We start from the raw sequence: 24,905 nt of genomic DNA, 5'->3' as shown, positions 1-24,905 counted from the left end.
GTTTGATTCAAAAAATCCCCTCGAATGAGGGGATTTTTTATTCAGAAAATTGCTCTTTTGCTAATTGGATTGTTTTTGGTCCTATTCCCCTAATTGCTTTGAGATCTTCAAAAGTTAGTGAACCATTTTTCTCAATTCTAACTTTATATATTGCCTTAGCAATTTCACGCTTTAAATTTAACCGAACTTCAAAATCATCTAATGTCGCAGTATTTAATGATGGTTTTGAATTTGAGCTTAAATGTGAATGATTTAAATAATCTAAAAAATCAGATAGCATTAAGTACATATGAAAAACTACTCGAGTAGCCTCTAACTGACTTACTTCAGAATGAACACCTTTATTTGTTAGTTTATAATTTTTCTCTAACCACAATCCTAAATAATCAACATGCGTTTTTGCTAGATCTCTATTACTCTCTGACTCAATAGATTCTGTCATAAACTGCCAAAGTCTATTGATATATTGATTTTCTCTAAAAGTTCTTTTATTTATAACCTTATCATTTGGTGGATATAGCTTATTTGCCAAAGCTTCTAATAGTCTACGGCATGAAGTTAATGCTTGTGACCATTCTTCTTTATTTGCTGATGATATACCTTTAAACGCCAACATTAATTGTTCGGCAAGCTCTGGATCTAAGTCTAAAAGCTTATCATCAACCGCTTTTTTCAATAAATCAAAACCACTAACTATCGTTCCTGAAAAAGTTAATTGTTCTAATAAATTTGCACAATACGTATGTGCTTTTTCTTTGATATAAGATAAATGTTCCTGTAAAGGGTTTCTATAATAAGTTCCATCATTTCCACGCTTTTCTTTTATCAATAAATTTAATTTTTGTTCAATAAAATCAACAGAATTCAATTTCCCCGCTTCAATATTATTTTTGTACTTCCAAATCTCTCGAATTATGTACGTAGTTAGACCTACAGCTTCCAATTGCTTAATAGTCTTTTCAAATTTTTCATCAGATAAATTTTGTGGTTCATTATTTTTCTGATATTCCTCATCTACTTCTTTGAATAAATTCTCTAAAAGACCATTATAAATAGTATTTCCCGAATAGATTTGACACCAAGCATTAATTTTATTTTTTTCTAGTAATTTTGTAGCACGCGAAAGTTTTCTTACGCCTATAGCCACACTACCTTTAGTGGTTTCCAATTCATGAATGGCTTCATTTAATAATTTAATGGCTTCTGACTTTTTATCTGACATCACTTTCCCCAATGTAATTCTAAATATTATATCTTTATTAGGTTAATTTATTATTTTTCAAGTTTCCCTCTCCCTAACCCTCTCCCATAGGGAGAGGGAGTTGTCATTTGATTTAATACCTACATAGATTTCACAATGGATGTTCCCTCTCCTCTCAGGAGAGGGTTAGGGAGAGGTATTTTTCAATTCAGTGCACACTGACCATAAGTGTTCTAAAACCACATCAGTCCGCCCAAACACATCATGATTCCAATAACGCACAACCGTTAAACCCAAAGCCTCTAAAAACTTTGTTCGTTAGGCATCATATTCGACAGCATCATCTGTTCCATGCTGACCACCATCCAACTCAATCACCAAACCAATTTCATGACAGTAAAAATCCACAATATAGGGTTTGATCACATGCTGACGACGAAATTTGAGATTCATAAATTGCTTGGCACGAAGGATTTGCCACATGAGGTGTTCTGCATCGGTGGCAGTGTGGCGCATGGATTTAGCAAAGATAAGTAGTTGGGGATCGAGTTTTTTGTTCATAGGCTTATGTTTTTATTATTTTCTTTAGATTATCAAATTTTATAACCTCTCCCTAGCCCTCTCCTAAAAGGAGAGGGAACGTTCATTATTAAATTAATTGATGGCATCTAATCAGTTACGACTCCCTCTCCCTCTGGGAGAGGATTAGGGAGAGGTGAATCTTAAAATAGCCCTCACCCTTGCGCACTCAGAATATATTCTGAGGATGCTCATCTCCTACAAGGAGAGAGAATTTTCATTACTACATCTAGAGTTATTATACGAATAAGAGATTAAAGCATCCCATGCCTTAAAAACATCTCCAAGCCACTCACCTTCTTGATATACATCAACCGTTCTTTTTCTACTTTAATCTGCTGTTTGATGGCAGAAGTATCTTCATCAATCTGCTTATACAGGTCTGCAATCTGGACCTTGCCTTTCGCCTTTTTCATGGCAATTCTGGTTTTTGAAGACCAGACCAATCTATGGATCAAGGCATCAATCTGCTCTTGTAATTTCCGGCTTTGTGCATCCAAAGCCAGTTGATAGAATTTTAATTGTTCCGCACTTAAACCCTTTTGTGAAATATCCTGATCTTGCTCGATCTGCAGTTGCATTCTCAGTAACGTAAACAGGTCCTGCTCTGCATAAGCCTCATTGGCACGTTGCAATAATTCAGTTTTCTTGATTTTTTTGACATCATTTACTTCACGGTCAGGGTGAATGATGGCAGCAATTTTTAAATATACGGTTTTCAATGACTGCTCTGCCATTGCTGTTGCCTGTTCCTGTTTTTCCTGCTGGCGTTTTAATCTGGCTTCTTCACGTGCCTGCTGAAAATGATCTGATTCCCATTCTTCAAATACTTCTGCATCTGCAAAATCTGAGAGATTCTCATTCTTAAAGAATGTTTCCAGTTCATTTATTTTCTTTTGGCTTTTTCTGAATTGGGCGTGTTCGGCACGTTGCTGATAATAAGTGAAGATTTCATTCACCTTATGGGCTTCTTGCATCGACATCGCCTGAGAGTCTTTTAGATAATTTGCAAGGTACTGAATCTTTTCATCCAACACCACCAGTTCAGCCTTGGAAAATGTAGTTTCCTGCAGGTGTTTCCAGAGCTGTTCCAGCTGCTTGAACAGTACACCATGCAATTCATGATAGACCGGCATAAATGTTTTATGGGTATATTGCTGCAGCTCTTCTTCAGCCTGTTGCCATTGGTGTAATTCCTGTTTCTGTTGCTCAATTTTATCAATCAGATGATCCAGCTTCTTCTGCTGTGGCGAAAGCGCTGTGAATGGCTGAATCATGGTTTTTAAGTCAAAGAGCATGGTAGCGGAAAGACCAATAGGAAATACTATCTATAGTAATTCTTTCAGCTTTCGCCACATAGTTCTTTTCAGTGTGCCCTTTCGAAATTTGTATCAGAATTAAAAAAAGCAGACCAAAGTCTGCTTTTTCGCTCTCATATTGATTATTCCAGCACTACACGACCATTCAGGGACTGCACCGGTCGGTTATTTGGATGGCCCATCAGTTTGGCAAATTCCGAAATCTGCTTGGCAGAAGCCTGTTGAATATCTTTCAGGATCAGCCAGCGTACCCCTTCCGAACACGGTGGTGTGGTCAGCGAGCCGCTAAAGCGATAATAATCCAGGTTTTTAGGCAACATTTCATTCACAGGTTGTGGGGTCTTTAAAACCACTTTCTCAACCTTCTTTTTTGGCAAACGGTTCCACATGCGTTTGAGCATCTGGCTTTCTGCACCCTGCTCGAACATCATCCCCACGACAGCCAGCTCACCTTTGGCATTGGCATGGACAAAATGGATTTCCAGTGGATAGCTTTTGCCTTTAATCAGGTTTTCACTCGGACTATGCAAATGAAACTGCTTCAGTACAAAGGTATCGCCATCCAGCTGCAATTCACCACCTTGCGCAAAATCCACCTGAACGGTATGACCTTTATTTTCGATCGCATGAATCATGGTGTTATAGCTGAACTTGAGCGGTTCCAGTTCTGCTTTCACTGTTCGTTCAATATTGATTGGTGACTGGTTCAGACCATTACAGGCCGAATATTTCTGGCTCAAAGTCGACCATTGCTCAGGCTGAGTATAATCCCAATCCGCATCTGCCCAGACCGCTGTACTTAAACCCATAACCGTTAAAAGCGTGAATATTCTTTTCACAATACATCCCTTGTTGGAAGTCAAAATCACAATTTCTAATTTAAAAACAGTTTATTAAAGTAGTGTAATCACTCTATTTTTCAGGCCACAAACTACAGATTTTTATAAAGATGAAGTGATTTGCTTACAAATTTCTAAACACTCCTAATTATTCAAAACACATTATTCAGAATATATATTGATAAATTTCAAATGGATAATACTTTTATATATTTAAAAATAGACAGTAGAGAATGTGATCTTCTTCAAATTTAATCTGCTGATTTTTTATGCATTATTTACATGAAATCTCTATCTTATTTTCAATAGATCAAATAGCTAGATTTTTAAGTTCAAGCTTCTTTTTTAAATAGAATCTACCTTTATTCATAAACTTACATAAACACAGCAGCAAATAAAATACTGATATTGCTAGACTCAAGCCAAAGAGAAAAATGAGGATAAAGAATTTAAATGGACTGGGCGACCATATTTATAAATGACACCACCTGGGAGTTTACCGCAGAAATTTTGCTGCGTTGTGCCCTGATGTACACGATGATTATCCTGTTTTTGCGTCTGACCGGAAAACGTGGGGTACGTCAACTTTCTATCTTCGAAGTCGCTATCATTTTGAGCTTGGGTTCGATTGCCGGCGACCCGATGTTTACTGAAGATATTCCCCTGATTCAGGCAGTTCTGGTGATGTCGGTGATTATTATCATGTACCGCCTGACCACCTGGCTCATGATGAAATATCAGTGGTTTGAAGACCTACTGGAAGGTAAACCGATTTATATCGTAGAAGATGGCGTGCTGGTCGTTGAAGAAATTAAAAAAGGTAAGATGTCACATGATGAATTCTTTGCCGAAATGCGCCAGCAAGGCGTAGAGCATCTGGGTCAGGTACGCACCGGTTTACTGGAAACTGACGGTAAGTTCAGTATCCTGTTCTTCAAATCGGATGAGGTTCGGCCTGGGCTGCCACTTTTCCCTAAAACCTGTTCTATAGTCCAACAGGTCAAGGCTGGGCAATTATATGCCTGCATTTACTGTGGACAGGTACAAACCCTTTCACATGCCAACCAGCAATGTCCGCGCTGTGATTCTTCGCAATGGGCCGAAACGATTGACTGTTTAAGAATAACTTAAGTCTGATTCAGTAACTGCAAATGCGCAAAAATTTCCGGCAGTTGCTGAATTTTATATCGGATATGTTCGGCATCGGCATGAAAGCCTTGCATCCATAATGCATGCATTCCGGCCTCTGTAGCTCCTTGTACATCATTAATGGGATGGTCGCCAATATACAGGCACTGTGCAGGCTGCACGCCTAGACGCTCTGCCGTGATCTGGAATATTTCCGGCTGTGGTTTGTTAAAACCCACCAACCCCGAACTGATGATCTCATCAAAATAAGGTTCAATACCCAAACCCCGAATCGTATTTAAACGGGTGTCATGTCCGCCATTGGAAACAATGGCTAGCTGATAACCTTCATTTTTTAGCTTTGTTAATACTTGCTCTGCTGCCGGCATTTCTACGGCGAAACGGCCAAACTGGCTAAACCAGAATTGGGCTAGTTCATCTATACTCGGAGGATTTAACCAGCTTAGTTCCTGTAACAATGCATAGGCAGCCGAAGCTCCGATACTGCCATGCGTCAGCAATTCCTTTTTAGGATAACCGCCATTATCGATGCGTCTTACAATCTCGATAATTTTGTCAGACTCGACCTGTTTCAATGCTGGCGCATAATATTCTGCCAGATAACGGCTATAGGCTTGTGTCGTCAGATCACGATGGGTCAAGGTATTGTCGAGGTCAAATAAAACAGCTTGAATAGGCATAATTTTTAAAACGAAGTGCTGAAACTTTCAATCATGTTAACAGTCCGAAACTTGTTAGATCAGACATAAAATTGCTAAGTTTTGTTGTTTTAAGCATAAAAAAAGCGATGCTAAAGCATCGCCTTTTCTTAGAGTACAAAATCTAAATTAGAATTTGTATTCAACACCTGTACCTACGACTGGCTGATCCGTTTCATTTGAACCTTGTTCTAACATTAGGTAGCCCGCATAACCATATGCTTTCACCTGCTTGCTGAATGCATAGTCTGCACCAACTAGAATTTGTTGAGCTTCATAATCAGCTTTGGCAGTAGTAAATTGAGTTGTGCTTTGACTATATTGACCTTTTACTGTCCATGCTTTTGCTGTTGGCAAATTGTATTCAGCTCCAATTAACCAAGCTTGTTGATCATCAATAGCTCTGATTGATTCAAGCCAAGTTACTGAAGTGTCATTGTCAGCATTTGCTGTCTCTTCGACTTCTGAAACTTGATAGAGTGCTTTAAGTGCTAAACCATTATCTAAATTTACTCGGCCAATCGCACGGATCGTATTTGCAGCAGCAAATACACTACCTGCGGCTCCACCTGTTACTTCTGGAGCAGATGCATTCAAAATACCGCGACCAGCAAAATTTGATGGAATTGCTTTATCGTAACCAAGACCTAAAACAACTGCTTTGCTGTCATATACTACAGATGCTGACCATGCATCACCCAAGCCACGACCTGCAACTTTAGAACCGCCTTTAGACGAGCTAATACCACCAGCTTCACCCGTAGCTAATAGTGCAGTTGCTTTTAGTTTACCTTCACCGACTGCAAAGCCAGGAGCTTCATAGACGACAACATTATCGATACGGTTTTCACCGGTAAAGATACCTGCCATATCCGCTTTATTTGCAACATAGTTATTGAAAGTATCAACTACTGAAGAAAGCTGTTTTACAGGCGTATCGATTTTACCTAGTTTTACTGTACCTAACTTTTCATCTTTAAGACCGACTAAAAGATTACGCGGTACAAATGTATCTGTACTTCCACCATTGTCTACATAGAAGGTAAATTCAGCTTGATAAAGCCCACTTAAACGGTCAGTAAGTTTCTCCTCACCTTTTAAACCCAAGAATGAATTATTAGTATTCAGTTCAATAACATCGCGATCAGACACAGGTGAAGCATTGTCTTCAGGTAAATAATCAACTGTGGCATCAATCTCACCATAAAAAGTTGGTGCTGCAAAAGTTGTCCCCGCCAAAAGGCTGAATGCAATTGCTGTCGCTAACTTAGTTTTCATCAAAAAAATCCTTAATTTATTTTGTAACAAATAATACACACGGCGCTTATATTACAAAATTATTAAATTAATATTTATATATTCTATTTAGTACTTTAGGCTAACATTTAACCAAACAGTTGATTATTTAGAAATTTTATACTTTTTCTGCTACTTTCATCCATCGGAAAATTGGAATTAGACTGAAAATTGCCACGATCACGATCAGATTCAGATAATTTTGATAGCCTAAAGCATCTCCAAAAATGCCACTCAGGCTATAAAGTCCCCCACTCACCGTGGCCATCAGAGCAACCTGAAAGGTAAAATCTGTCCCTGCCAGATGCTTACGGCTGTATTGCATGACCAAGGTCAACATGACCACCAAAAGCATGGCTGAGACCATGTCTTCGGCCGCATTGATCAGATAAATGATCCAATTTTCTACTTTGTTTTGAGCTTCATACTGCGTAGCGAGCCAGGCATAAGCCATTAAGCTCAATATTTTTAGAATTGAGAAAATAATCAAACTCGAGCTGCGAGACCAGTACTTCAGACACCAGCCCGCCAGTCCGGCTCCAATCAAGGCAGTCAATGCTCCCAGCATGGTGACATAAAGACCAATCTGGCTAAAGCTCAGTCCGAGATCTACCATTAAAGGTTTTAATAAAGGCCCGGATAAACCATCGGCGATTTTAAAGGTCAATAAAACCAGTAACCAGACAGCCAAGGTTGAATCCGACCAGAAGTATTGAAAATAGGTTTTAATATTACTGAGTGCTGGTTGTTCAGAAGTTTGCGTGGTGGTTTTTAGATGATCCGGTTCTTTAAATAATAAAATGGGTAAAGTATTAAGAAAGACCAGAGCCGCCAATAATAAAAAGGTGGCTTGCCATTGCAGTAGATCTAGCAACCATAATATGGCCCCACCTCCGACAATAAATCCCAGTCGTGAACCGATGACCTGAAAGGTATTACCCCAATGCTGTTGCTCATGATTCAGAATATTGACCGCCAGTGCATCGGTCGCAATATCCTGTGTCGCGCCAATGCCATTCATCAGCAACAGCGTGATAAAAAACAGCAGTAAATACAGCGGCTGATTCAAGGCCTGAATCGGTAGAAATGAGAGCCCAATCAATACAGCAACTGACAGCCATTGCAGGGGAATAATCCAGCTACGGTAATGACCTTTGGCGATTGATCCATGTCGATCGACCCAAGGTGCCCAGAATATTTTAATCGACCAAGGCAGCATTAACAGGCCAAAGCCCCCGATATGCGCCAGCGATACCCCTTCAGCCCGCAGAATGACCGGCAAGGCATGCGTCATAAATCCGACCGGAAGCCCCTGTGCCCAATACAGCGAAAACAGTAAAATATAGATATTCCGCATATTTAGGCCAAGTCCTTAAGGTGAAAAGGCATCACCAGCATTTAAGATGCTATACATTTTGCCAATGATCCAGATTTTACAACAGTCTAATATAATAAAAAATAAAGAAAAATTAGTTTCAGGACGAGACAAAAGCAATGGCCCAAATACGTTTCCCCCAACTCCCGCCGCATGTGCCAGCCCGCGGCAGCAAACTGAGCCGAACTTTTTTCAGGCAGCTTTTCTTGGCTCAGGGCTGGCGTCTGGAAGGAGAATTCCCCGATTTGCCCAAAGCTGTGGCGATTATCTCTCCCCATACCTCCAATATTGATGCCTGGCTAGGTTTCAATGCCCTGCTTGGTCTCGGTATTCAGATTACGATTTTTGGTAAAGACAGCCTGTTTCGTACACCGCTAAAACCGGTGCTGGAATGGATTGGTGTGGTTCCTGTCGTCCGAGATAGTCCACAAGGACATACCCGACAGATTGTAGACATCATTGAAAAATCGCAGCAGATCTGGGTCGGTATGGCACCGGAAGGTTCACGTAAGGCACCGGATAAAATTCGCAGCGGTTTTTATCATATTGCCAAGGCAGCCCATTTGCCGATTGTGATGTTTTCCTTTGATTATGATATCAAGACTATTCATATCCTGGGCGTGTACCATCTGACCGGTGATTATGAATACGACCTGGAACAGATTTATCAGCATTATCAAGGTAAATTCTCGGCCAAAAATCCAGACTGGGTGGCCAAGCCGTTACAAAAGCTTTTGAAAAAAGACTAGGCAAATACGGCTTTTTTTGATGTGATAGCCTGAATTTTGTTGATTTAATCACCAGTTTTTATAATGAAATTAGCCCGTTATGCCTTAATTGGCTGCCTTGGTTTCAGTCTTGCAGCCTGTGACAAAGCTACTAAAACACCTACGCCTGCCACGCCATTAAAAGCCCGTGAACCTGTCGTCGCCATTGCCCTCGGTGGTGGCGGTGCCAAAGGTTTTGCCCATATTGGCGTCATTAAAGTGCTCGAATCACACGGCATCAAACCGAAGATTGTCACCGGCACCAGTGCCGGCAGTTTTGTCGGCAGCCTGTATGCCAGCGGCAAATCCCCTTATCAGTTACAGCAGATTGCCCTGAATTTTAAAGAATCCGATATCCGCGATTTAACCTTGAACCGACAAGGGATTATTGCCGGACAAAAATTGCAGAATTTCGTCAATAAAAATGTGGCGAACAAACCGATTGAACAATTCCCAATTCGTTTTGCTGCAGTTGCCACTCGCCTGGACAATGGGCGTAAAGCTGACTTTATTAAAGGCAATGCCGGACAGGCGGTTCGTGCTTCCTGTAGTATTCCGAATGTATTTGTGCCTGCCGTGATTGGCGGCATCAAATATGTCGATGGCGGTCTGATTAGCCCAATTCCGGTCAAGACCGCCAAAGATATGGGAGCAGACATTGTCATTGCCGTGGATATTTCTGCCCGTCCGGATGGTAATAAAGCCTTGAATATGTGGGGCGTACTGGATCAGACCCTAAATATTATGGGACAGCAAAGCATTAATGAAGAGTTGAGTCAGGCCACTGTGGTGATTCAGCCCAAAGTCGGTCATATCGGTACTTTGGACCTGAAAGCCAGCAATGCCACCATTCTGGAAGGTGAAAAGGCCGCTCAGCTGAAAATCCGTACTATTGAAAAAGCCATTAGCAACTTTAAGCAGTCGCCAGCGGCATTTAAACCGCCACGTCAGGCAAAATTTTGATCCATGAAGTTTTTATATTCATCTGCAGCCGCATCTGCTACATTGAAGATCAATCATATAAAGATGATGATTAATTAAATACTTAGCGATATAGGTCACGATATGGAATTAGTTCTTGAACCTTGGCACTGGTTTGTATTAGGCATTCTTCTGATTCTGTCGGAATTACTACTGCCCGCATTTGCTGCCCTCTGGTTCGGGATCGGTGCCATCATGGTTGGCGTCCTGTACTGGATGTTCCCGATGATGGGACTGACGACCCAGCTCCTGACCTGGATCGTACTTTCTGTTCTGTGTACGCTGCTCTGGTTTAAGTTTATCAAGCCACTTTCGATTGACAAGACCAAAGCCGGTCTATCGCGTGAAGCGACCATTGGTCAGGTGGGCATGGTGATTCAGACTAATCTGGATCATGGGCAAATCCGGGTGCGCTTTCCGATGCCAGTTTTAGGTTCGGATGAATGGGAATGCCGAACTCTGGACCCAGTTCAAGTCGGAGATCGCGTTCGCGTCGTGGATATTCTGGGTAATGATCTGGTCGTACAACCCCACAGCACGAATTATCAAAATCAATAAGGTGAATAAGCTATGTCTGGTGGTTCTATCATTGTTATCGCGTTTCTGGCCTTTGTTGCGATTACCATTTTTAAAGGTGTGCGGATTGTGCCGCAAGGCTACAAATGGATCGTACAGCGTCTGGGTAAATACCACACCACGCTAAATCCGGGTCTGAATTTTGTCATTCCTTATGTGGATGAAGTCGCCTATAAAGTCACAACCAAAGATATCGTTCTGGATATTCCCTCACAGGAAGTGATTACCCGTGATAATGCGGTCCTGCTGATGAATGCCGTGGCTTATATTAATCTGACCACACCAGAAAAAGCCGTGTACGGGATTGAAAACTATTCCTGGGCGATTCAGAACCTGGTGCAAACCTCACTGCGTTCGATTGTCGGGGAAATGGATCTGGATGATGCTTTATCTTCGCGTGATCATATTAAGGCACGCTTAAAATCTAGTATTTCCGATGATATCTCGGACTGGGGTATTACCTTAAAAACTGTAGAAATTCAGGATATTAAGCCATCAATTACCATGCAGACTGCAATGGAAGAACAGGCAGCAGCTGAACGTCAGCGTCGTGCGACCGTCACCAAAGCGGACGGTGAAAAACAGGCCGCGATTCTGGAAGCGGATGGCCGTCTGGAAGCCTCACGTCGTGATGCCGAAGCGCAAGTGGTTCTGGCTGAGTCTTCACAACGTGCAATTGACATGGTGACTTCTGCCATTGGTGATAATGAAATTCCGGTCGCCTATTTACTGGGTGAACAGTATATTAAAGCCATGCAGGATATGGCCAAGTCGCCAAATGCCAAGACCGTGGTCCTTCCAGCCGATGTGTTAAATACGATCCGCGGTGTCATGGGTCGCCCTAACTAATTTATCTTTTGACTTTATACATAGGCAGCCCGAGGGTTGCCTATTTTTATTCGCGCAAGAAAATCTCAGCAAAAAATGTGAATTTATGGTTAAATTTCGCGTTTATTTTTGAAATCTACTGGATTTGATGTTGCCTGGCTTTCGGATTAAAGCTTTTCGCAACTATCTTATTCCTTGTTTCGATCTACTGTCCAACTTAAAAATGGATACCGTATGAGCTCCCTAAATCCAACCTTAATTACTTTTCTTTTCTATATTGTCGCAATGGTGGTGATTGGCCTGATGGCTTATCGCGCGACAAGCAACTTTTCCGATTACATCTTAGGGGGCCGACGTTTAGGGAGTTTCGTAACTGCACTTTCTGCAGGGGCTTCCGACATGAGTGGCTGGCTCCTGATGGGTCTGCCCGGTGCGATTTATCTTTCCGGCCTGTCTGAAATGTGGATTGCCATCGGTCTGATTATTGGTGCCTGGCTCAACTGGTTGCTGGTTGCTGGCCGTCTGCGGGTGCATACCGAAGTTCAGCACAATGCCCTGACCCTGCCGGATTATTTCTCGAATCGTTTTAACGACCAGAAGAAAATCCTGCGTATTGTTTCGGCTTTCGTGATTCTGATTTTCTTTGCGATTTACTGTGCTTCCGGCATGGTCGCAGGTGCACGCCTGTTTGAAAGCATGTTCGACATGTCTTACAGTACCGCACTCTGGATCAGTGCCATTGCCACCATCAGCTATGTATTTATTGGAGGCTTCCTGGCAGTCAGCTGGACCGATACCATTCAGGCGGGTCTGATGATCTTTGCCTTGTTGCTGACACCAATCGTGACGTTGATGGCATTTTCAGATATGTCTCAGGTAACTTTGGCACTGGAAGCTGCTCGTCCTCAAGCAATGAATATTCTGGGTGATCTGAGCTTTGTTGCGATTATTTCTCTGCTCGCCTGGGGTCTGGGTTACTTTGGCCAGCCGCATATTTTGGTGCGCTTCATGGCAGCCGATTCGGTCAAGTCGATTCCAAATGCACGCCGTATTGGCATGACCTGGATGATTCTATGTCTGGGCGGTGCAGTCGCAGCTGGCTTCTTTGGTATTGCTTATTTCCAGCAGCATCCAGAACTGGCAAGCGTAGTGAATGCCAATCCTGAAACGGTATTTATGGAACTGACCAAGATTTTGTTCAATCCATGGATTGCCGGTGTGGTATTGGCTGCCATTCTGGCGGCAGTAATGAGTACTTTAAGCTGTCAGCTATTGGTCTGCTCAAGTACTCTAACGGAAGACTTCTATAAATCTTTCCTGCGTAAAAATGCCTCACAAAAAGAACTGGTCTGGGTTGGCCGTTTGATGTTGCTACTGATTGCCTTGCTGGCAATCTGGATGGCGGGCAATCCTGAATCCAAAGTACTTGGTCTAGTGGCCTATGCCTGGGCAGGTTTTGGTGCCGCCTTTGGTCCGCTGATTATCCTGTCACTGTTCTGGAAACGCATGACCTTGAATGGTGCTCTGGCCGGTATGATCGTGGGTGCAGTCGTAGTTATTTTCTGGAAGAACCTGTTTGCTGACACTGGCCTGTATGAAATCGTTCCTGGTTTTATCTGTTCAATGCTGGCGATTGTGGTGGTGAGCCTGATGGGTAAAGCACCAACAGCAGAAATTACCGATCGCTTTGAAGAAGCTGAACGCCTGTATAACGAAAGCAAATAATTCTGTATCAACTAAAAAGAGGACTTCAAGTCCTCTTTTTTTATGCGGTTCCTTTAAAATTTTTTAGAAAAATAATTTTTCAATCAGCTTTTGCGCGTGAGCAGGAACTGGGTAATTTGCCTCAACTCTTCCGCCTGACCTTCAAAATGGTTCAAGGCATTGATCGCCTGATCATGTAATTGCTGGGCATAGGCCTTGGCCTGCTCCAGACCCATTAATGCCGGATAGGTCGATTTCTCTACCTGTTCATCCTTGCCGGCTGTTTTCCCCAACACTTGGGTATCGGAGATAATGTCCAGAATATCATCCTGTACCTGGAAGGCCAGACCAATCGCCTGTCCAAATTCACGTAATTTAGGAATGGCCAGATCGGTGCCTTCAAAGATTGTCACTGCCACCATCATGATCGCGGCGCTAATCAAAGCACCGGTTTTATTGCGATGAATATTTTCCAGTGCTTGCTGATCGATTTTTTTGCCTTCAGACTGCAAATCTAAAACTTGGCCATTCACCATTTTCGAAGAAGCGGTTGCCAGAATCTGCATCTGCTTCAGTACAATGGAAGCTTCTACCGCTGGCCCCTGATCAAACAGACGGCTACCCAAAATTTCAAAAGCCATCGATTGCAGGATATCACCTGCCAAAAGCGCGGTATCTTCTCCATAAGCCACATGACATGTCGGCTGGCCACGGCGCAGCAAATCATTGTCCATACACGGCAGATCATCATGGGCCAGTGAATAGCAGTGAATAAACTCGATTGCAACCGCTGCACGGCGCACTGCAGCACTATTCTGATTGGGTTTTAATGCAGCAGTGGCATAGCATAGCGCTGGACGTACTCGCTTGCCACCAAGCATCACAGCATGATGGACTGCCGACCTTAACGGTTCTGGAATGGCAAAGGCTTCCAGAGCGGTCAATAAATCCTGTTGAATGCGGTGTTGTGCTTGAGTGAGTGCATGGGTTGATACGTCAGTGATAGATGACACATTCGCCTCGAATACGTAGTCCAGAAGAATAAAATGACAAGCGAATAAATGCCTGTACGGTGATCAGGCATTGTACCTAGAAATGCCTTGAATTTTCAGCCATAAATCGAATTGTTCTACTGAAATTTGCTATTCAATATCAAATAAGCAAGTCAGAGATTTTAAACCATAAAAAACCACCGCAGAACCGGTGGTTTTACAGGCTAAATGTATGCACGGCATTTAAACGAGAACATCTTCTGGTACGCGCACCCAGCCTTCCATCAATACGCGGGCACTACGGCTCATAATCGCTTTCTTCACTTTCCACTCACCATTTTCAAAACTTGCTTGTGCACCCACTCTTAAAGTCCCGGAAGGATGACCGAAACGCACCGCTTCACGCTCTACCCCACCTGCGACCCGGTTCACCAATGTTCCGGGAATGGCAGCTGCCGTACCAATAGCCACTGCAGCCGTGCCCATCATGGCATGATGGAGTTTACCCATAGACAAGGCACGAACCAGAATATCGGTGTCTGATTCAGTGACAGTTTTGCCACTTGAAGAGGTATAGCTACTCGGTGGTGCAACAAAGGCAATTTTTGGAGTATGTTGTCGGGTTACGGCTTCTGCAATATTCTGAATCAGTCCCATCTGCTTCGCCGCATAGGCACGAATTGTCTCAAATTTTGTCAGGGCTGCCACGTCATTATTGATATGATCCTGAAGCTCTGTGCCCTTATAGCCGAGATCTCCCGCATTTAAAAATACCGTCGGAATCCCGGCATTAATCATGGTCACTTCAAAACTGCCAATATTGGGAACTTCCAAAGTATCGACCAGATTACCTGTTGGAAACATTGAACCGCCTTCCGCATCGTCATCGGCTGGATCCAGAAACTCGATCTGCACTTCCGCCGCAGGAAAGGTTACGCCATCTAGTTCGAAATCACCCAACTCCTGCACCTGTCCATTCTGCATCGGCACATGTGCAATAATGGTTTTCTGAATATTGGCCTGCCAGATACGTACCGTGCACAGCCCATTTTCAGGAATACGTTCGGCATCGAACAGACCATTGGAAATGGCAAATGCTCCGACTGCCGCGGTCAGATTGCCACAGTTGCCACTCCAGTCCACAAAAGGACGGTCAATCGACACCTGACCAAATAAATAATCGACATCATGATCAGCGTGTTGGCTTTTTGACAGGATCACCGTTTTACTGGTACTGGAACTGGCGCCACCCATACCGTCGATCTGTTTCCCGTATGGATCTGGGCTACCAATCACGCGTAGTAAAAGCTGATCACGAATCCGGCCCGGCTGTTGTGCTTCTACAGGCAGATCATCCAGCTTAAAGAAAACACCTTTACTGGTGCCTCCACGCATATAGGTTGCAGGAATCTTGATTTGGGCGGCAAAACTCATGAATTATTTCATCCTTTGACTTGTCTTTGTTTTAGTACAGGTTATTCAATATTTATATTCAAAGTATAGTATGTTGAAAGCAGAACTGCTTGACTGCCAGACCTTAGTATAAAAAAACGGCATTTGTATTTTATCCAAGAAAATAGAGAACTCATCAGTAACAGTTTCAATAAAATTAATATATTGATTCATTTATATTTTATTTCAGTTATTTATATGAATATTTTTTATTATTCCTCCAACAATATTTCATTCTTAGGATGGACTAGGCTTCTTTAGTCTGATCAATTACAATCAGCCACTTATCATTTTCCATTGTCGGGCTGAACACTTTGAATAACGAGTCTTCACAACTTCAGCGTGGCTTAAAGAACCGTCATATTCAGTTGATCGCCATGGGCGGTGCAATTGGCACAGGCTTATTCTTAGGTTCCGCACAGGTGATCCAATCTGCGGGTCCTTCTATTATTTTAGGCTATGCCATTGGGGGCCTGATTGCATTTTTAATCATGCGTCAATTGGGTGAGATGATTGTTCATGAACCTGTCGCAGGTTCATTCAGCCATTTTGCTTATAAATACTGGGGAAAATTTCCCGGTTTCCTTGCGGGTTGGAACTACTGGATTCTGTATATCCTGGTGGCCATGACCGAACTTACTGCGGTTGCGAAATATATCAACTACTGGTGGCCGCATATTCCAGCCTGGGCATCGGTACTGTTTTTCTTTATCGTGATTACACTGGTCAACCTCGGCAATGTGAAATTCTACGGTGAATCGGAATTCTGGCTTTCTATCATTAAAGTGACTGCGGTCATCTCGATGATTGTCTTTGGCCTGTATCTGATCCTGACTGCTGATGCTTCTTCAGGCGCATCTTTTAGCAATCTTTGGACCGCGGGCGGTTTCTTCCCGAATGGTTTTGAAGGTCTGTTCTACATGCTGGCCTTCCTGATGTTTGCCTTCGGTGGTATTGAACTGATCGGCATGGCGGCTGCAGAAGCTGAAAATCCGGAAAAAACCATTCCGAAAGCCATTAATCAGGTGGTTTTCCGTATTCTGATTTTCTATGTCGGTGCTTTGACGATTCTGTTGTCACTCGTGCCTTGGAATCAGCTTGAACTTGGTGGTCTGGACAAAAGTCCGTTCGTGATGATTTTCAGCCAGCTTGGCATTGACTGGGCAGCACACTTACTGAACTTTATTATCCTGACAGCAGCATTGTCTGTATATAACAGTGGTATGTACGCCAACAGCCGTATGCTCTATGGTCTGGCTCAACAAGGAAATGCACCTAAAGTCTTCATGAAAGTGAATAAGCAAGGTACGCCAATTCCTGCTGTATTGTTCTCTGCCGCGCTGATTTTTGGCTGTGTACTACTTAATTACTTCGTGCCTGAAGATGCCTTAAGCCATCTGATTTACATCGTAGTCGGTGCATTGGTATTAAACTGGGCCATGATTACGCTGACCCATCTCAAGTTTATTCAAAGCATGAAAAAGCTAGCACATAAGACTTCCTTCCCTGCGCTTTGGTCTCCGGCGGGTAATATTCTGGTTCTAGGTTTCATTCTTACGATTCTTTACATCATGTGGACGCAAGGATTCCAGGAATCTATTTTGATGATCCCGCTTTGGATCGTGGTCATGTTCGGTCTGTTTAAGTTACTTAAGCCTAAAAATACCTAGACAACTCCTGTAGCTATGAGTCCTTAAAAGTTATTGCTTCGGCAATAACTTTTTTTTGTATTTTTTACAGTACAATAGCCTTCTTTTCGCGCCCTTAGCTTAACTGGATAGAGCAGTTGCCTCCTAAGCGACCGACGTGGGTTCGAGTCCCGCAGGGCGCACCATCCTTTCAAAATGTGATCTATACTTCAAAAAATTAGCGTTAATCTTCATATTTTTAGAATATTTTTTATACAAAAAATCATTTTTTCTTCATTATTTTATTTCTATTACTTTCAAATACTTATTTCAAAATGAGGCTATTTTTTGGTGTAAAAACTCTATTTTGATGCTTTTTTAGACTAATTAGTTTTTTCTAGAGCATTTACTCTTATTTTAATTGTGCTATTTTTGTCACATGGAGTAACAAATGATTGCGGATAAATACCCGAAATCTCCAAGAATTAAATAAGTGCAAACAACAACGCTAGATATAAATTTGTACCTCAAGGAAAGACGTAAATGAAATTAAAAACATTAACTACTGCAATGATTCTTGCAACTGTACCAATGACGGGTGCATTTGCTGCGGCAATGGACCGTTCAGGCCAATCAATTGCAGCCTTCCTGCAACCAGGTAATTACTTTGAAGCAGGTATTTCTGTCCTAGACCCAGATGTATCTGGTAAAGAAGCTGGAACAAGTGATACTCGCCGTAATATTAGTGATATGGCGGGTGATTATTATTTTCCAAGTGCTGCTTTAAAATTTCAGCCAACCAGCAAATTTTCAGTTGGTATTTTATATGACCAACCGTTTGGAGCAGATGCTACCTATACAGGTAATAACGTATTTGTTTCCGATTCTACGAATACAATTTTAGCTCCTGACGCGTTAGCAGATATTCGTGACTCAACTATCGAAACAAATGTAGCCGCAAACCTTCCTGGAGCACTAGCAGCCAACTTGACTGCTGGAGTAAATGGTGAAGTAGCTAGACGTGCAGCTGCTTTAGTTGCAGCAGGCCAGGCACCCACTCAAGCTATTGCAGAGCAAGCTATTCGTGGTACTCCAGGCGCACTTGATGCTATTACGCAAGGCGTAACAAATGCAATTACTCAACAAGTAACTAATACTGTTACTTCAACAGTCGATGCTGGGTTAGCAAATATTAATGGATTACTTGGCACTGGTAACACTAGCGTAGAAGTAGATACTCAAAATTTATCATTTATTGCAGGTTTCCAACCAACTGAGAATTGGAATATTTACGGTGGCGCAGTTTACCAAACGATCAAAGGTAATCTTTCATTACGTGGCCAGGCTTACAGCTTATACAATGGTTACGATGCGTCTATTCCAGAAGATAGCTCTGTAGGTTGGTTAGCCGGTCTTGCTTATCAAATTCCTGAAATTGCATTAAAAGCATCTATTACTTATCGTTCTGAAATTGACCATGATGTTAATATGAATGAAAGTATTCCAACCTTACCAGCTTTAGCTTTGCTCCCAAATGGGGCCGCAGCAGCAGCAGCTATTGCAGCAGCAAGTGGTGAGACAAAAATTACTACTCCACAGTCTGTAAACCTTGATTTCCAAACAGGTATTATGGCGAATACTGTAGCTTTTGCGAATGTTCGCTGGGTTGAATGGTCTAAATTCTCAATTCAACCTTATAAATTTGGTCTAATATCAGAAGCAGTTGGCCCTATTGTGGATCGCCCAGATGGCTTCAATCTTGTTGAATATGAAGATGACCAAATTTCAGCAACTGTAGGTGTGGGTCGTAAATTTAATGATCTATGGGCTGGTAACGTATCTGTAGGTTGGGACTCTGGTGCAGGTAACCCTGTATCTACACTTGGTCCAACTGAAGGTTATTGGAATGTAGGCTTAGGTCTTCAGTACAGTCCAACACCAGCTACTTTCATCGCGGGTGGTGTTAAATACTTCATGTTAGGTGATGCAAAAGCACAAACAGGCGCGCAAGCTGGTAGTTCTGAATACGTCGCTGAATTTGAAGACAATAAAGCATGGGCATATGGCTTAAAAATGGGTTACCGTTTCTAAGATATCCTTAATAAAAAAACCACCTTCGGGTGGTTTTTTTAACTTTTTTACTCTATTTTTATTCACTTGCATATCATTCGATTATTTTAGCACCAATTAAAATTAACAGAACTTCAATCCTTTCACATTATTTAAAGTTAATTTAATCTGATATTTTTCATATATTTATACCAATAAAATTAGTATAAAAACTCTAATCAAGCTCTTTCCTTAACCGCCTTAGTTCATTTCTTCAACAGAGCTGAGTATTTACTCTTTTTAAAATTATGTTACTTTTCCTGCACATTCTTGTTACAGATGGCATCAGGGAACGTACCATGAAGCTCAATAAAATTTATTCTGCTATTTTACTTAGCACTTTACCTCTTTCTGCAGTTCAAGCAGCTGGCCTAGACCGTTCTGGTCAATCTATTTCTGCTTTTTTACAGCCGGGTAATTATGCTGAAGCAGGTATTACTGTGATTGATCCTAGCGTATCTGGAAAATCTATTCCTCAACTAGGTAATGAATCTATCAGCGACATGGCAGAAGACTACTACTTTCCATCTGCTGCTATTAAAGTTCAAGCAACTGATAAAATATCTTTAGGTCTGATTTATGATCAACCTTATGGTGCCGATTCAATTTATCCAACAAATAATGTAAGTTTTTCACAAGTAAATCCTCTTAGTACTCAACGAGAAAGCACTCAAGTAGAAGTAAAAACTAATAACCTTACAGCTTTAATCGGTTATCAACCAACTGAAAACTGGAATTTTTATGCTGGACCTGTTTGGCAAACTGTAGAAGCTAAAATTGCATTACGAGGTGCAGCTTATGGAAATTCGGGCTATGATATTAAACTTGATGAAGAAGAAGCTTGGGGCTGGCTTGCTGGTTTCGCTTATCAAATCCCTGAAATTGCTTTAAAAGCAGCTATTACTTATCGTTCAGAAATCGATCATGAGGCAAATTCAACAGAGAGTTTTGGATTTGGAACTATTGCATCGCCTCTTTCACCAGATGTTACAGCTACAACACCTCAATCTGTAAATTTAGATCTTCAAACAGGTATTGCAGCAAATACTTTAGCCTTTGCTAACGTACGCTGGGTAAATTGGAGCCAATTTGCAGTAACACCTAATTTATTAAAATTACGCTCAGGTAGTAATTTGATTGACTACTCAGATGATCAATGGTCTGCAAATGTTGGTGTTGGCCGTAAATTTAGCGACAAATGGTCTGGCTCTGCTTTAGTAAGTTATGACTCAGGTGCAGGTAATCCTGTAACAACACTAGGACCAACCGAAGGTTACTGGGGTGTAGGTTTAGGTGGACAATATAGCCCAGCCGAAAATTACTTTATTCAAGCAGGTGTTCGCTATATGTGGTTAGGTGACGCTGAGGCTAAAGCAGGCCCTAATGTTGTAGGAGAGTTCACCGATAACACTGCAATCGCATATGGCATGAAAATCGGTTACCGCTTCTGATTTTTTGATAGATTCAATAAAAAAGGCGCTTATAGCGCCTTTTTTATTTACTTAAATTCTTTAAGCTGGGATATCACGCACTGAAGCATTACGAATTGCTTCTTTTAACGCATCATAACCACGAATTGGCGGGAATTGCGGGAATTCAGCAATCACGTTCTCAGGAGCATCAAACAGGAAACCATGGTCTGCTTCACCTAGCATCGTGGTATCATTATAAGAATCTCCTGCTGCAATCACACGGAAGTTCAAGCCATGTAATGCTTTTACGGCTTGACGTTTTTGGTCCGGCTGACGAAGTTTATAAGCAGAGATCATTCCTGCTTCATCTGTTTCCAGTTTATGACAGAAAATCGTCGGCCAATCCAGTTGCTTCATCAATGGATGTGCAAATTCATAGAAAGTATCTGAAAGAATAATCAATTGAAAATGCGTACTCACCCATTTCACAAATTCTTTTGCTCCTGGGAATGGACCCATTTCTGCAATCACTTCCTGAATATCGTTCAAGCCTAAACCGTGCTGTTTTAAAATATTCAGACGTTGGGTCATCAGTACATCATAGTCAGGAATGTCACGAGTCGTCGCTTCAAGCTCTTTAATACCGGTTTTTTTGGCAAAGTTAATCCAGATTTCTGGAACCAACACACCTTCTAAATCTAGACATACGACTTCCATGAACATTCCCTCTAAGTTGTATTGAAAAAATTTTGCACTATCATAGCTGAAGAAACAGATTTTGCACTGTACTTTTTTAAATCTATTTTTTTAATAAGTATTTATTTTTTAGTGATAAGTCAATTAAATCAATTCTATTAAAATAGATGTGAAATTAACTAATATAGGCCATGTCCTTTCCAAGCCTATATCGCCAGGACTCTCATGACCATCATTCCTACTATTGATCGTATTGATGCGCTTGCATCTGAATATGCAGATAAATCGCCCAATGAAATTTTGGCACTTGCACTGGGCCAGCAAGGTGAAATTGCGATTTCATTTTCTGGTGCTGAAGATGTTGTATTGATTGATATGGCATCGTATCTCGGTAAACCGTTCCGGGTATTCAGTCTGGACACTGGCCGTCTACATGCAGAGACGTATCAGTTTATTGAACGGGTGCGTAGGCATTACAACATCGAAATTGAAATCTGCTTCCCTGAAACTGATGCAGTACAAAATTTAGTGACCACCAAAGGTTTATTCAGTTTCTTTGAAGATGGCCATCAGGAATGTTGCGGTATACGCAAGGTTCAACCGCTACGTAAAAAACTGGCGACGCTGGATGGCTGGATTACTGGTCAGCGCAAAGACCAAAGTCCGGGTACACGCAATGAAATTCCTGTGGTTCAGGCAGATTCAGGTTTCTCCGGTCCGGGAAAACAGTTGATCAAGTACAATCCTCTAGCCAACTGGTCCAGTGCAGATGTCTGGAGCTATATCCGTATGATGGAAGTCCCTTATAATGCCTTGCATGAAAAAGGTTTTGTTTCTATCGGCTGTGAACCTTGTACTCGCCCTGTGCTGCCAAATCAGCATGAACGCGAAGGCCGCTGGTGGTGGGAAGAAGCTACCCATAAAGAATGTGGCTTACATGCTGGCAATCTAAAAAGATAAAGTTAAGTTTTATCGCTCCTATTGATTGAAAGGCTATTTTTTTAATAAAGATAGTCTTTTTTAATTGATAATTTTACATTTAGTGACAAGATAGAAATTACCTTTTATCGGGATAATATTATTTTAATTAAAGAATTGATAAAATTTTAGCTCATTGATTTATTTGCATAAAATGTGAAATTGAACACAATGCTATTCTTCTAATAACACATAATTATTAAGTTACACTCCACTTCGCCTAGAAAATACTATTTTTAGAAATCTATTTTAAAACTAAAATTTTCACATTTCATAAACTTAGGAAGATATTTTGTTCTTGTCAATAGCCACTTTTTCACAGTTGAGGCAAGATAAAGCAGTTCATTTATATGCTAAAAAAGATATACTTTAAAAACTAAAGTAATAATTCTAACAAGGCCTTTTAGCAAAAAAGCCATAGAGAATGCAGTGAGGCAATCCACGCTATGCGTCCATTACATCCAATTGATTTTATTTTCTTAACTTTAGAGAAACGGCAGCAGCCTATGCATGTAGGTGGACTATTTTTATTCCAAATTCCCGACAATGCGTCAGCTTCCTTTATTCAGGATCTAGTCACGGATATCCAAAATTCGAAATGCTCTCCAATCCCACCTTTTAACAACTATTTAAACGGCCTGTTTTGGGATGAAGACCAGGAATTTGATTTAGATCATCATTTTCGTCATATTGCCCTGCCAAAACCGGGCCGTATCCGTGAATTGCTGACCTATATTTCTCAAGAACATAGTGCCCTGATTGATCGTGCCAAACCTTTATGGACCTGTCATATCATTGAGGGCATTGAAGGTAATCGTTTTGCCATGTATTTCAAAATTCACCATGCTATGGTGGATGGAATCGCTGGCATGCGTCTGGTAGAAAAGTCGCTTTCACATGATCCAAATTCCAAGAGTATTGTACCGCCATGGTGTGTGGAAGGCCCACGTGCCAAACGCCTTAAAGCACCTAAAGTGAACAGGTTTAAAAATGTCCTGCAGACCATTAAGGGGCAACTGGAATGTGCGCCACGAGTTGCTTATGAACTGTCGCAAACCGTCATGAAAGATATGGGACGCAATCCGGATTATGTATCCAGCTTTCAGGCGCCAAGCAGTATTCTGAATCAACGCGTCAGTGCTTCACGTCGCTTTGCAGCCCAGTCTTTCGAATTTTCACGTTTACGTCATATTTCTAAGGCATTGGGCGTGACCATTAATGATATCGTCCTGGCCATTTGTTCAGGTGCATTACGTGAATATTTATTATCGCAAAATGCCTTACCGAAAAAACCGTTAATTGCTATGGTTCCAGCTTCTGTTCGCAGTGACGATTCAGATATATCCAACCGTATTACCATGATTCTGGCCAATCTGGGCACGCATAAAGAAGATCCGCTAGAACGTCTCAAGATCGTACGTCGCAGTGTGCTGAGTGCCAAAGAACGCTTCAAACGTATGAATGCCAACCAGATTTTGAACTATAGTGCCTTTGTCTACGGTGCAGCAGGTCTGAATATTGCCTCCGGTTTAATGCCGACACGTCAGGCGTTTAACGTCATTATTTCCAATGTACCTGGGCCACAAGAACCATTGTATTGGAATGGTGCACGTCTTGAAGCACTTTATCCGGCTTCCATCGTACTGGATGGTCAGGCCTTGAATATCACTATGACCAGCTATCTAGACAAACTGGAAGTCGGCTTGACCGCATGTCGTAATGCCCTGCCGAAAATGCAGAACTTGCTGACGCATCTGGAAGAAGAAATTCAACGTTTTGAACTTATTGTAGATGGCGAACCTGTCCCAAAGTTACGGGCGGTAAGCTAGCCGCGGATGAATAAATAAGATAGATGGGCTGCCAAAGGTGCTGATCATTTTTGCCAGTCTTTGAGCACAGAATAAAGGGACCGATCTGGTCCCTTTTCTTTATTTTTGAAATCTTTTTAAATTATTTTAGAACTTTTTGGAAGACTTCTCGATTTAAACGTCTACCAAATTATTTTTGACAAGTTAGAAACAATGCACAAATGCAGTCAGCTTTTAATAGTACGGCACTGTTGTAATAATTGATGGCAGACGTTACGGATCATGCTCGCGGTAATTTGAACTTCATTACCGCGCTCATCAACGATATATCCCGCATGTACAGTCTTTGGTTCTAATACGTGTTTTAGGCCTTTATGGATTACTGCTTTACTCATACTCATCACACACTCCTTTTGCTAAGCCTGAAACTGGGAGAAACGGCTTTGGCTAATTCATGCATCTAGTATTGTAAATAAAGGCCCTGTTGTAAAATTTCAGATGTAACAAGTGTTTAACGA

Annotated in this window: 21 protein-coding genes, 1 tRNA gene and 1 pseudogene; 12 read left to right on the top strand and 11 right to left on the bottom strand. The window is 41.7% G+C overall.

Going from position 1 to position 24,905, the window contains the following annotated elements; all coding sequences use genetic code 11:
• Positions 1 to 37: 37 nt before the first annotated feature.
• The 4 genes and pseudogenes from FTV08_RS02485 to FTV08_RS02470 form a co-directional block, all read right to left on the bottom strand.
• The gene (locus FTV08_RS02485; RefSeq protein ID WP_180086539.1) at positions 38 to 1,222 is read right to left on the bottom strand and encodes a helix-hairpin-helix domain-containing protein; all 1,185 of its coding nucleotides are present in this window, start codon (positions 1,220 to 1,222) and stop codon (positions 38 to 40) included.
• Positions 1,223 to 1,387: 165 nt separating this feature from the next.
• Positions 1,388 to 1,762, bottom strand: a pseudogene (locus FTV08_RS02480) (endonuclease domain-containing protein).
• A gap of 272 nt (positions 1,763 to 2,034) precedes the next feature.
• On the bottom strand, positions 2,035 to 3,078 hold the full coding sequence (locus tag FTV08_RS02475; RefSeq protein ID WP_180086537.1) for a molecular chaperone DnaJ: 1,044 nt from the start codon (positions 3,076 to 3,078) through the stop codon (positions 2,035 to 2,037).
• A gap of 143 nt (positions 3,079 to 3,221) precedes the next feature.
• Complete coding sequence (locus FTV08_RS02470; RefSeq protein ID WP_005246996.1) at positions 3,222 to 3,908, bottom strand: carbonic anhydrase; 687 nt, start codon at positions 3,906 to 3,908, stop codon at positions 3,222 to 3,224.
• A 483-nt stretch (positions 3,909 to 4,391) separates the two neighbouring features.
• On the opposite strand from FTV08_RS02470, the gene FTV08_RS02465 reads away from it, so the two are divergent.
• Positions 4,392 to 5,069: a DUF421 domain-containing protein gene (locus FTV08_RS02465; protein WP_004279384.1), complete on the top strand. Its 678-nt coding sequence runs from the start codon at positions 4,392 to 4,394 to the stop codon at positions 5,067 to 5,069.
• On the opposite strand, the gene FTV08_RS02460 is transcribed toward FTV08_RS02465, so the two are convergent.
• From FTV08_RS02460 to FTV08_RS02450, 3 genes are all read right to left on the bottom strand, one after another.
• Positions 5,066 to 5,767 carry an HAD family hydrolase gene (locus FTV08_RS02460; RefSeq protein WP_180037636.1) on the bottom strand — a complete coding sequence of 234 codons (702 nt, stop codon included), beginning with the start codon at positions 5,765 to 5,767 and terminating at the stop codon, positions 5,066 to 5,068. The genes FTV08_RS02465 and FTV08_RS02460 overlap by 4 nt on opposite strands.
• Before the next feature lie 147 nt (positions 5,768 to 5,914).
• Positions 5,915 to 7,063: a porin gene (locus FTV08_RS02455; protein WP_180037634.1), complete on the bottom strand. Its 1,149-nt coding sequence runs from the start codon at positions 7,061 to 7,063 to the stop codon at positions 5,915 to 5,917.
• A 136-nt stretch (positions 7,064 to 7,199) separates the two neighbouring features.
• A complete protein-coding gene (locus tag FTV08_RS02450; protein WP_180037632.1) occupies positions 7,200 to 8,438 on the bottom strand; it encodes an MFS transporter in 1,239 nt (412 codons plus the stop codon).
• 137 nt (positions 8,439 to 8,575) lie between these two features.
• Between FTV08_RS02450 and FTV08_RS02445 the strand changes: the two genes are divergently transcribed.
• From FTV08_RS02445 to putP, 5 genes are all read left to right on the top strand, one after another.
• Entirely contained in the window at positions 8,576 to 9,205 is a 630-nt protein-coding gene (locus tag FTV08_RS02445) for a 1-acyl-sn-glycerol-3-phosphate acyltransferase (protein WP_005267136.1), read from the top strand.
• A 63-nt stretch (positions 9,206 to 9,268) separates the two neighbouring features.
• On the top strand, positions 9,269 to 10,186 hold the full coding sequence (locus tag FTV08_RS02440) for a patatin-like phospholipase family protein (protein WP_005267139.1): 918 nt from the start codon (positions 9,269 to 9,271) through the stop codon (positions 10,184 to 10,186).
• 102 nt (positions 10,187 to 10,288) lie between these two features.
• On the top strand, positions 10,289 to 10,762 hold the full coding sequence (locus FTV08_RS02435; RefSeq protein WP_005104688.1) for an NfeD family protein: 474 nt from the start codon (positions 10,289 to 10,291) through the stop codon (positions 10,760 to 10,762).
• A 12-nt stretch (positions 10,763 to 10,774) separates the two neighbouring features.
• On the top strand, positions 10,775 to 11,629 hold the full coding sequence (locus FTV08_RS02430) for an SPFH domain-containing protein (protein ID WP_004279377.1): 855 nt from the start codon (positions 10,775 to 10,777) through the stop codon (positions 11,627 to 11,629).
• 213 nt (positions 11,630 to 11,842) lie between these two features.
• On the top strand, positions 11,843 to 13,333 hold the full coding sequence (gene putP, locus FTV08_RS02425) for a sodium/proline symporter PutP (RefSeq protein ID WP_180037629.1): 1,491 nt from the start codon (positions 11,843 to 11,845) through the stop codon (positions 13,331 to 13,333).
• A gap of 83 nt (positions 13,334 to 13,416) precedes the next feature.
• On the opposite strand, the gene FTV08_RS02420 is transcribed toward putP, so the two are convergent.
• Positions 13,417 to 14,325: a farnesyl diphosphate synthase gene (locus FTV08_RS02420; RefSeq protein WP_180086535.1), complete on the bottom strand. Its 909-nt coding sequence runs from the start codon at positions 14,323 to 14,325 to the stop codon at positions 13,417 to 13,419.
• A gap of 222 nt (positions 14,326 to 14,547) precedes the next feature.
• Positions 14,548 to 15,738, bottom strand: a complete 1,191-nt coding sequence (gene prpF, locus FTV08_RS02415) for a 2-methylaconitate cis-trans isomerase PrpF (RefSeq protein WP_005107579.1) — start codon at positions 15,736 to 15,738, stop codon at positions 14,548 to 14,550.
• Positions 15,739 to 16,070: 332 nt separating this feature from the next.
• On the opposite strand from prpF, the gene FTV08_RS02410 reads away from it, so the two are divergent.
• The 4 genes from FTV08_RS02410 to FTV08_RS02395 all read left to right on the top strand — a co-directional run bounded on the left by FTV08_RS02410 (position 16,071) and on the right by FTV08_RS02395 (position 20,944).
• Complete coding sequence (locus FTV08_RS02410) at positions 16,071 to 17,426, top strand: amino acid permease (protein WP_180037623.1); 1,356 nt, start codon at positions 16,071 to 16,073, stop codon at positions 17,424 to 17,426.
• Positions 17,427 to 17,514: 88 nt separating this feature from the next.
• Positions 17,515 to 17,590: transfer RNA gene (locus FTV08_RS02405), tRNA-Arg, on the top strand.
• A 337-nt stretch (positions 17,591 to 17,927) separates the two neighbouring features.
• Positions 17,928 to 19,475, top strand: a complete 1,548-nt coding sequence (locus FTV08_RS02400; RefSeq protein ID WP_005247010.1) for an outer membrane protein transport protein — start codon at positions 17,928 to 17,930, stop codon at positions 19,473 to 19,475.
• 317 nt (positions 19,476 to 19,792) lie between these two features.
• On the top strand, positions 19,793 to 20,944 hold the full coding sequence (locus FTV08_RS02395) for an OmpP1/FadL family transporter (protein ID WP_005247011.1): 1,152 nt from the start codon (positions 19,793 to 19,795) through the stop codon (positions 20,942 to 20,944).
• A gap of 60 nt (positions 20,945 to 21,004) precedes the next feature.
• On the opposite strand, the gene thrH is transcribed toward FTV08_RS02395, so the two are convergent.
• Positions 21,005 to 21,622, bottom strand: a complete 618-nt coding sequence (gene thrH, locus FTV08_RS02390) for a bifunctional phosphoserine phosphatase/homoserine phosphotransferase ThrH (protein WP_004646225.1) — start codon at positions 21,620 to 21,622, stop codon at positions 21,005 to 21,007.
• A gap of 204 nt (positions 21,623 to 21,826) precedes the next feature.
• Here thrH and FTV08_RS02385 point away from each other — a divergent pair, with 204 nt between their 5' ends.
• Both FTV08_RS02385 and FTV08_RS02380 read left to right on the top strand, forming a co-directional pair.
• Complete coding sequence (locus FTV08_RS02385) at positions 21,827 to 22,561, top strand: phosphoadenylyl-sulfate reductase (protein ID WP_180086533.1); 735 nt, start codon at positions 21,827 to 21,829, stop codon at positions 22,559 to 22,561.
• Between the two features lie 464 nt (positions 22,562 to 23,025).
• Complete coding sequence (locus FTV08_RS02380; protein ID WP_071852201.1) at positions 23,026 to 24,408, top strand: wax ester/triacylglycerol synthase family O-acyltransferase; 1,383 nt, start codon at positions 23,026 to 23,028, stop codon at positions 24,406 to 24,408.
• Between the two features lie 206 nt (positions 24,409 to 24,614).
• Here the strand turns inward: FTV08_RS02380 and FTV08_RS02375 are convergent, their stop codons facing one another.
• Positions 24,615 to 24,788, bottom strand: coding sequence for a PA1571 family protein (locus tag FTV08_RS02375; RefSeq protein ID WP_004646222.1), 174 nt, complete (start codon positions 24,786 to 24,788; stop codon positions 24,615 to 24,617).
• Positions 24,789 to 24,905: the final 117 nt, after the last annotated feature.

Origin of the sequence: Acinetobacter sp. YH12226 (genome assembly GCF_013417805.1) — a bacterium.
Lineage (GTDB): Bacteria > Pseudomonadota > Gammaproteobacteria > Pseudomonadales > Moraxellaceae > Acinetobacter.
Note: the sequence above shows the minus strand (reverse complement) of the source record. Positions and strands in the feature narration are given on the sequence as shown.